Raw genomic sequence first — 8,250 nt, forward strand, 5'->3', positions numbered from 1 at the left:
ATTTTCTTCCTTGCAATGGATGGCTTGGATTTGCAGCCATGGACCTTGGAAAACCCCTTTCTCTATACCTTGGTAGTTAGGCTAGGAGAGAGCGATGAGAGAATACTCACCTTCGGGAGTAGGAGTGCTCAGTTTACCAAGGATGGGTTCTTGCTGAACGGAAAGCCCATTCCAATCGTGGGTTTGAATCGTCACCAGGATTATCCCTTCCTGGGATATGCAGCACCTCCTTCACTGCAAAGGGAAGATGCAAGCATCTTGAAGGAGCTCGGGGTGAATCTGGTCAGGACAAGCCACTATCCACAGCATCCTGCATTCCTGGATGCCTGTGACCGACTGGGCTTGCTTGTCTTCGAGGAGATTCCAGGATGGCAACATATTGGGAAGGATAAGCATTGGAGAGAACAATGCCTGCAGAATGTGCAGGGTATGATTGAGCGTGACTACAACCATCCATCCATTATCCTTTGGGGTGTGAGGATCAATGAATCCCCGGATGACGAGAGTCTCTACCAGGAGACCAACCGATTAGCGAGGACTCTTGACCCCAATCGTGCCACGGCAGGGGTTCGGAACCTGAAGAAGAGCCAGTTTCTTGAAGACGTGTACACCTACAACGATTTCTCATATGCAGGGAAGGGAAGAGCCCTCCAGAAGAAGAGTCAGGTTTGCGAAAAGGATTTGCCATACTTGGTAAGTGAGTTTTGCGGCCATATGTATCCCTGTAAGTCGTTCGATTCTCCTCTTCTGAGGGCAGAACATGCACTACGTCATGCAAGGGTGCTTGACCAGGGTTTGGCCACAGAAGGCCTGAGCGGAGTCATCGGTTGGTGCATGCATGACTACTTTACCCATGCCAATTTTGGGAGTGGGGACCAGATCTGCTACCACGGCGTGATGGACATATTCCGCACTGATAAGGCTGCTGCCCATATCTATAGAAGCCAGAAGGATAGCCCCTACGTCCTTTCGGTGCTCTCTTCCATGGATGGTGGGGATTACCCGGGAGCGGCACTCCCCCCTGCGGTGGTCGCCACCAATTGTGAAGAGGTCAGATTGCGCTACAATGACCGTGTGGTAGGACTCTTTCATCCCCAGAGAAAGATGTTTCCTCATCTTTCCCATCCACCGGTTATCATCGACGATTTCATCGGGGACCGACTGAAGGCAGAACCTTACCTGAGAGAGCGGGAGATACCATCCCTTGCCCGTCTGCTTGGAAAAGTGGGGAGACAGGGTGGATCTCTCAAGGCTGGTGATGTCCTTAGGATGGGCATTTTCCTGAAAAAACATCATCTTCGTTACCAGGATGCGGTTGATCTATTCACCAGGTATGTTGGAAATTGGGGGAGTGAGGGAGGCATCTGGGTCTTTGAGGGATTGGTAGGAGGGGAAGTGGTTGCAACTGAGACATGCAGGCAAGGGGGAAAACCTTCCCTCCATCTTATTGCTAACCGTTGTAATCTCACCATAAAGGAAGCTACATATGATATGGTCTCTGTACGCGTGGAGGTGAGGAAGGAAGGTGGGCATCTGCCTTTGCCATATGCACATATCCCTCTCTCAGTCTCTATATCTGGAGTGTTGTCCATGGCAACTCCTTCACAGATAAACACCATCGGCGGTAGTTCAGTGATCTATCTACGTACCATGGGGATGGTGGGTGAGTCAGTATTGCATGTCTCATCTCCCGTGGGTGACAAAACCCTCCAGTTTACGGTAGTCTAGGCGCATGTTTACCCTATATGTAGATGCGGACTCCTGTCCGCGAAACCTGAGACAGATCATTCTCAAGGCGGTAATCCGGCGAAATCTCACGGTATACTTTGTTGCAGACCGAGTGCTCAAGGATGTGGAGCAAGCCTACCAACAGCATACCAATGCCTTGCGTAGTGAAGCAAAGAAGCAGGGAATAAATGATCAGATTGCCCTCCGGGACATAAAGAGCCCTATCAATCAGGTGCAGGTGGAGAAGGGGGATGACAGTGCCGATGACTGGATTGTCGACCATGCTGTACCACCTGCCCTTGCCATCACCCATGACATTCCTCTCGCTGGTCGTTTGGTAGAGAAAGGTATCACCGTGCTTGATGATCGGGGGAACACCTATACCGAAGAGAATATGGCAGAGAGACTCTCCATCCGTAATGCCATGACAGAGTTCAGGGAGTTGGGTATTTTCAGCGAACAACACTCCAGGATGAGTGGAAAGCAGACCAAGGCTTTCAGCGATTCGTTTGATGCACTGCTTACCAGCATGCTGAAGCAAAATACCTGATCTGCCTCTTAGGAGGACATGAACCATGAAACAATCTTACTCTACCGTAATGCATTTGAACGGGAAAGGATGCTGAGTCGACTGGCCGGTTATCCTCAGCTGAGACTCCATGCACACCGTCTTGGTACTCACTCCCCGGAAATTGAGATGAGAAACTGCATCTGCTACTGCCCCGACCTTCCCTCGGTTGTGCAGATGAAGAGGATGTTACCGTCCAAGAACCTCCTTATCTTTTGTCCGAAATCGATGAAAATGATGTGTTCCTTGCTGGAGGACCAGTACACGATTGTACTCTCCCTTACCTGTAGTGAGCCACTGCTTGAGATGATGCTGGGGAGATTTCTCTCCGCTCCCCATCCTCATGATGGAGTCAATGAGCATCCTGCTGTTCTGACCAGGAGGGAACAGCAGGTACTTACCCTTATGGTAAGTGGCCAGGAAACCCGTCAGATTGCCTCTCTCCTAGGTATCAAGGTGTCGACAGTCATTGCACACAAGAAGCATCTGTTCCTTAAAAGCGGGGTGCACACTACCAGCCAATTGATCGTCTGGGCATTGTTCTCGCTTTATCAATAAAAAAAGGCGGCCAATGCCGCCTTTAAATTAGAAGTCTGCCAGTTTGGGAGCCCTTGGGTAGGGTATGACGTCGCGGATATTTCCCATCCCCGTGACGTACTGCACCAAGCGCTCGAACCCAAGACCGAATCCGGCATGAGGTACTGTTCCAAACCGTCTCAGGTCAAGATACCACCAGTAATCATCAGGATTGAGGTCGAGTTCTTCCATGCGTTTGGTCAATATGTCCAGGTCTGCCTCACGTTCACTGCCGCCGATGATCTCACCCAGGCGGGGAACCAGGACATCCATGCCACGCACTGTCTTCCCGTCCTCATTCAGCTTCATGTAGAAAGCCTTGATCTCCTTGGGATAGTCGGTCACGATCACTGGTCTCTTGCATATCTCTTCAGTAAGGAATTTCTCATGTTCACTCTGCAAGTCACTGCCCCAGGAGACCGGGAACTCAAACTTGTCGTTATGCTTTGAGAGTTCCTCAATTGCCTCAGTGTAGGTCAGGTGGGCAAACGGTGTCTCCACGATTGACTTGAGTGTTTCTTGTACTCCCGATTGTACAAACTTGCTGAAGAAGGCCATATCTTCTGCACACTCCTCCAACACGGTCTTGAACAGGTATTTGAGGAACTCCTCAGCTAGTTCCATATTCCCTTCGAGCGTACAGAAAGCCATCTCAGGTTCAACCATCCAGAACTCAGAGAGATGTCTCTTGGTATTGGAATTCTCTGCCCTGAAGGTGGGGCCGAAGGTGTAGATGTTCTTCAATGCCATTGCGTAGGTCTCTCCCTCCAGCTGCCCACTTACAGTAAGATAGGCTTCACGGCCAAAGAAGTCCTTTGCGTAATCGATCTTTCCATCTTCACTGCGGGGAATGTTGTCCAAATCCAGGGTGGTGACCAAAAACTGTTCACCTGCTCCCTCACAATCGCTTGCGCTGATGATTGGGGTGTGCACATAGGAGAACCCATGTTCCTGGAAAAAGGTGTGGACCGCATAGCTCAAGGTATTTCTCACCCGTGCTACTGCACCAAACATGTTCGTTCTCGCTCTCAGGTGGGCAATCTCACGAAGATACTCGATGGTATGCCGTTTCTTCTGGAGAGGATAGGTATCCACCGGACAGGGACCCACTACCTGCACGTCGACAGTGGCCATCTCAACTGCTTGGTTGCCACCTGCGCTTGCAACGATTGGGCCCTTGCAGATAACTGAACAACCGGTGGTGATATCGTTGAGAATGGAGAGGTCAGGAAGCTGCTCCTTGTCGATGACAACCTGCAGTCCCTTAAGACACGAACCATCATTGACCTCAAGGAAGCATACATTCTTACTGTCTCGCTTGGTCCTTACCCAGCCTTCTGCCACAACAAATTCAGCCTGTGGTTCTCTCTTGAGCAATGTAGAAATTCGTTCTTTCATGGAAAAGTCTCTCCTTATCATATTTGGCCATTATGATTTGTTTCCCTATAAAGAGTCAATAATGATGACATTTCTCGTAGTTTTGGCTCTGCTTGGGGGAATTCTCCTAGGTGTAGGAAATATAAGGAGAAAGGTTTGCGATATGTTTATTTTGACAGATTGACAAATAATGAAAATGTGTTTATATAATAGATAGTACCATACACGGAGGCTACTATGTATAAGACCATACCACAGATATTTGCAGAGGTCGTTACACAATATCCCGCATACACCGTTCAGATGAGCAAGGACAAGAACGGCGTTTTTCAGTCGATTTCCTATTCTGACCTCTATAGTGAAGTGAATAGCTTGGCTGCCAGTCTGATGAACCATGGCGTTAAACGCGGAGACCTGGTTGGCCTGATCAGTGACAACCGCCGTGAATGGCTCGCCAGCGATTTGGCTATCCTCAGCCTGGGGGCTGCTGATGTTCCCCGCGGTCGGGATGCAATGCCCTATGAAGTAAGCTTCATTCTCTCTGTAACTGAAGCCTCATTCTGTTTTGTCGAGAATGCGGTACAGCTGCGCAAGATTCTCAACATCAGCGAAAACCTTCCTGCATTGCAACACCTGATTGTCATGGATCGTGAGTTTACCCATCAGCAACGTGATGAGGCTGCATCCGCCACCAAGATTGAGATTCTCTGTTATCAGGATCTCGTGGATGAAGGGAGGGCACTCCTTGATGACCATGCAATTGCCAAAAAGGTAGAGAGCGAGCGAACTAAAGGGAACAGTGAGGAAATTGCAACCATCATCTTTACCAGTGGTACCACTGGTGACCCAAAGGGAGTCATGCTCACCCATGCAAACTTTGCCTACCAGTTGGAGGCTGTCCCCAAGTTGATCGAAAGGTTTGCCCCTGGTCAGCGTTGGCTCAGCGTTCTTCCCGTTTGGCACTCCTTTGAACGAATATTGCAGTATGTCATCATTGGCAACGCATCAATAGTTGCCTATTCCAAGCCACTGGGTTCAATCCTGCTCGCTGACCTGGCACTCGTGAATCCCCATTGGATGGGTTCTGTTCCCCGCATCTGGGAAGCAGTAAAGGCCGGAGTATTTGCCAGTATGAAGAACAAGAGTCCTGTTGCAAAAGGTCTGTTCTCCTTCTTCATCAAGGTTGCAAGCATATACAGCAGAAGCAAGGACTTGGTACTGGGAGAAGTTGCCACCTTCAAGAAGCGAAGCCGCATCCTTGATGTATCGGCTGGACTTATTCCAATGATACTGCTCTACCCGCTGTATAAGGCTGGAGACCATCTGGTTTTCTCCAAGGTCAAGCAGAAACTGGGCAAGAATTTCATTGCCGGTGTTAGCGGTGGAGGCTCTCTCAGTGCAGGGGTGGATATCTTCTTCGCCTCAATCGGTGTGAAGTTGCTTGACGGCTATGGACTTACCGAAAGTGCCCCTGTGGTAGCGGTACGTCCCCTGCTTCATGGGGTTAAGCGTACGGTAAGTCCTCTTGAAGGAACGGAAGTACGCATTGTCACTGAGCAAAACCAGGAAGCAAAGCCCGGTGAGAAAGGCATTGTCATGGTCCGTGGACCACAGGTAATGAAGGGCTACTACAAGCGTCCTGATCTTACCCGATTGGTATTGGATGAGAATGGTTGGCTTAACACCGGTGACCTGGGTATCTGGACCCACCGCGGTGAGTTTGCTCTTAGCGGAAGGGCAAAGGATACCATCGTCCTGGCGGGAGGTGAGAACCTTGAACCGGTACCCATCGAGGCAAAACTCTGTGAGAGTGAATTCATTGAACAGGCCATTGTACTCGGGCAGGACAAGAAGTATCTGGGTGCCTTGATCGTACTCAACAAACAACGAATTGAGGAGTATCTCAAGGAGAAGGAAATTCCCTACCTCGCCGATAAGTTGTATCAGATGCAGGAAGTGAAAAGCCTGATCGAGCAAACAATCGGAGATATCATCAACAGCAAACATGGTTTCAAGAGTTTCGAGCATATCGCTCGCTTCCGTCTCCTCTCCAAGAGCTTTGAGGTAGGTAAGGAACTGAGTGCAAAGCAGGAACTGAAGCGATTTGAGATCAACCGTATCTACCAACGTGAGATTGATGATCTCTTCGTGAGTTGACACGTTTCGGCAATCTGTCTGGTTTCTTGCCTTTTTACCCTGTCTGCTATACTATGAAGATGTAGATAGATGACAGGGGAAGGCATGATTCAGATTATCGGAACAAAAAAATGCAAAGAAACAGCGAAGGCAATCAGGAGCTGCAAAGAACGCAGCATTGCCTTCCAGTTTGTTGACTTGAGCCAACGCACACTCTCCGAAGGGGAGTGGCGTTCGCTTTTCAGCGCATATGACGCTGAAACGTTGATCGATGAGTCTAGTGCCTATTATATAAAAGAAGGTTATGCATGGAGAAGCTTTGATGCTGCCCAGGAGTTGGCAGAGCATCCCCAGCTGCTTAAGACTCCAGTGCTTCGCTATAAGGGAAAGGTTCACCTAGGCTATGATCCAGCAATACTTACTGCATGGGGAACGCTTTGATGGTGCAGTATGCCGTTCTGGGCAGTGGGTCCAGTGGAAACAGTTATCTTTTCACCGATGGTACCGTCTCCATCTTGATTGACCAGGGCTACAGTGTTGTGGAGCTCACAAGACGTCTGTCGCAGTTCTCTGTACCTCTATCTACCGTACAGGCGGTATTCCTCACCCATCTCCATCCTGACCATGCACGTGGTGTAGGGGTGCTTTCCCGGAGATTGCCCATACCCGTGTATGCCCACGATCGTATGGTTGCTGAGCAACCGCTGTTGATCGAAAAGCTGGGTATTCCAGAGGGAAGACTACAGACAGTTTGTACATCGGAACTTGTCGAGGTCGGACCCTTCTCCCTGTTCTGTTTTGAAACAAGTCATGACAGTGGAGGTTCTGTTGGTTGGTATATTACCCACCAGGATACCCATTACATGGTACTGACCGATACAGGTATCACCAGCGAGCAACAGATGATGCTCGCAGGGGATGCAAATATTCTATTTCTGGAAGCGAATTATGATGAACAGATGTTGAGAACCGGTCCCTATCCAGCCATGTTGAAGCGGCGGATTTCCGGTAATCATGGGCATCTGTCCAATGACCAAGCCTTGCAGTTTCTCTGTGAGAGTGGCTTCAAGGGTGAACATGTCTATTTCATCCATCTCTCTGAATGTAACAATGATCCTGTGATTCTGGAAAAAGTGGTACAGTCCATGACTGACCTTCCCTTTACTGTATGCAGGAAAAATCAGTGGTATGGACCAAAAAACGAGGTGCATTTATGAAGAAAAAACAAGCAGAAGTATGGTCCTTGAAGAGAATAAAAAAACTCAAGCGTGAAGATGGTCTGACTATGAAGACCGTCAACAAGTATACGATGGACGCAGTGGTTGATTGTACATCCAGCCGCAATCCGGACGGGATTGCCTTACGTACATACCGAGAAGAGGGTAGTGAGATTACCTATGCCCAGCTGAAGTTGATGAAGGATGCCATTTCCATAACCCTCCTTGAAGCTGGATTCTCCCGTGGGGATAAGATTGCCATCATGGGGGAGAGTTGCCCGACCTGGATGGTTGCCTATTTCGGCATCACCTCCATTGGATGTGTAGCCGTTCCGATCCTCCCCGATTTTTCAACCAAGGAAACCACCCAGATCCTTGAACATGCTGGGGCGAAAGGTGTCGTAATAAACGTCAAACATTTTGAGAAGGCAAAAGCGTACGTCCAAGCCAATGAATCCTATCTGGTGAGGATGGAAGACCTGTTCCATATCCCTTCATCCATCGTGCAAGGATTGGAAGACAAGACGCAGTTTGCTGCCGCTCCTGGAAAGGATATCAGCCGAAGAAAGATCGATGAGAAAGGAAGGAAGCTTCGTGAAGCCTCCCTTGCCCGGGAAGATGATCTGGCCTCCCTGATCTATACCAGTG

The 8,250-nt window shown here is 49.3% G+C and carries 8 protein-coding genes; 7 read left to right on the forward strand and 1 reads right to left on the reverse strand.

Going from position 1 to position 8,250, the window contains the following annotated elements; all coding sequences use genetic code 11:
• From JF818_RS01540 to JF818_RS01550, 3 genes are all read left to right on the forward strand, one after another.
• On the forward strand, window positions 1–1,728 hold a 1,728-nt coding region (locus tag JF818_RS01540; protein ID WP_198890233.1), incomplete at its 5' end, for a glycoside hydrolase family 2 protein.
• Between the two features lie 4 nt (window positions 1,729–1,732).
• Window positions 1,733–2,278: a DUF188 domain-containing protein gene (locus JF818_RS01545; protein WP_198890234.1), complete on the forward strand. Its 546-nt coding sequence runs from the start codon at window positions 1,733–1,735 to the stop codon at window positions 2,276–2,278.
• An 18-nt stretch (window positions 2,279–2,296) separates the two neighbouring features.
• Window positions 2,297–2,854: a response regulator transcription factor gene (locus JF818_RS01550; RefSeq protein WP_198890235.1), complete on the forward strand. Its 558-nt coding sequence runs from the start codon at window positions 2,297–2,299 to the stop codon at window positions 2,852–2,854.
• 27 nt (window positions 2,855–2,881) lie between these two features.
• On the opposite strand, the gene asnS is transcribed toward JF818_RS01550, so the two are convergent.
• The gene (gene asnS / locus JF818_RS01555) at window positions 2,882–4,270 is read right to left on the reverse strand and encodes an asparagine--tRNA ligase (RefSeq protein WP_198890236.1); all 1,389 of its coding nucleotides are present in this window, start codon (window positions 4,268–4,270) and stop codon (window positions 2,882–2,884) included.
• A gap of 216 nt (window positions 4,271–4,486) precedes the next feature.
• Between asnS and JF818_RS01560 the strand changes: the two genes are divergently transcribed.
• The 4 genes from JF818_RS01560 to JF818_RS01575 all read left to right on the forward strand — a co-directional run.
• Complete coding sequence (locus JF818_RS01560) at window positions 4,487–6,406, forward strand: long-chain fatty acid--CoA ligase (RefSeq protein WP_198890237.1); 1,920 nt, start codon at window positions 4,487–4,489, stop codon at window positions 6,404–6,406.
• Window positions 6,407–6,490: 84 nt separating this feature from the next.
• The gene (locus JF818_RS01565; protein WP_198890238.1) at window positions 6,491–6,826 is read left to right on the forward strand and encodes an arsenate reductase family protein; all 336 of its coding nucleotides are present in this window, start codon (window positions 6,491–6,493) and stop codon (window positions 6,824–6,826) included.
• The gene (locus JF818_RS01570) at window positions 6,811–7,602 is read left to right on the forward strand and encodes an MBL fold metallo-hydrolase (RefSeq protein WP_233065413.1); all 792 of its coding nucleotides are present in this window, start codon (window positions 6,811–6,813) and stop codon (window positions 7,600–7,602) included. Before JF818_RS01565 ends, JF818_RS01570 begins: the two co-directional genes overlap by 16 nt.
• On the forward strand, window positions 7,599–8,250 hold a 652-nt coding region (locus JF818_RS01575), incomplete at its 3' end, for an AMP-binding protein (protein ID WP_198890239.1). The genes JF818_RS01570 and JF818_RS01575, both read left to right, overlap by 4 nt.

This window comes from Sphaerochaeta sp. S2, assembly GCF_016406725.1.
Taxonomy (GTDB): domain Bacteria; phylum Spirochaetota; class Spirochaetia; order Sphaerochaetales; family Sphaerochaetaceae; genus Sphaerochaeta.

What these genes read in the sequence shown, in the direction of transcription:
- JF818_RS01570 (WP_233065413.1), top strand. Translation starts at nt 6,811, where the DNA reads ATGGGGAACGCTTTGATGGTGCAGTATGCCGTTCTGGGCAGTGGGTCC.
- asnS (WP_198890236.1), bottom strand. Translation starts at nt 4,270, where the DNA reads ATGAAAGAACGAATTTCTACATTGCTCAAGAGAGAACCACAGGCTGAA.
- JF818_RS01560 (WP_198890237.1), top strand. Translation starts at nt 4,487, where the DNA reads ATGTATAAGACCATACCACAGATATTTGCAGAGGTCGTTACACAATAT.
- JF818_RS01565 (WP_198890238.1), top strand. Translation starts at nt 6,491, where the DNA reads ATGATTCAGATTATCGGAACAAAAAAATGCAAAGAAACAGCGAAGGCA.
- JF818_RS01545 (WP_198890234.1), top strand. Translation starts at nt 1,733, where the DNA reads ATGTTTACCCTATATGTAGATGCGGACTCCTGTCCGCGAAACCTGAGA.
- JF818_RS01550 (WP_198890235.1), top strand. Translation starts at nt 2,297, where the DNA reads ATGAACCATGAAACAATCTTACTCTACCGTAATGCATTTGAACGGGAA.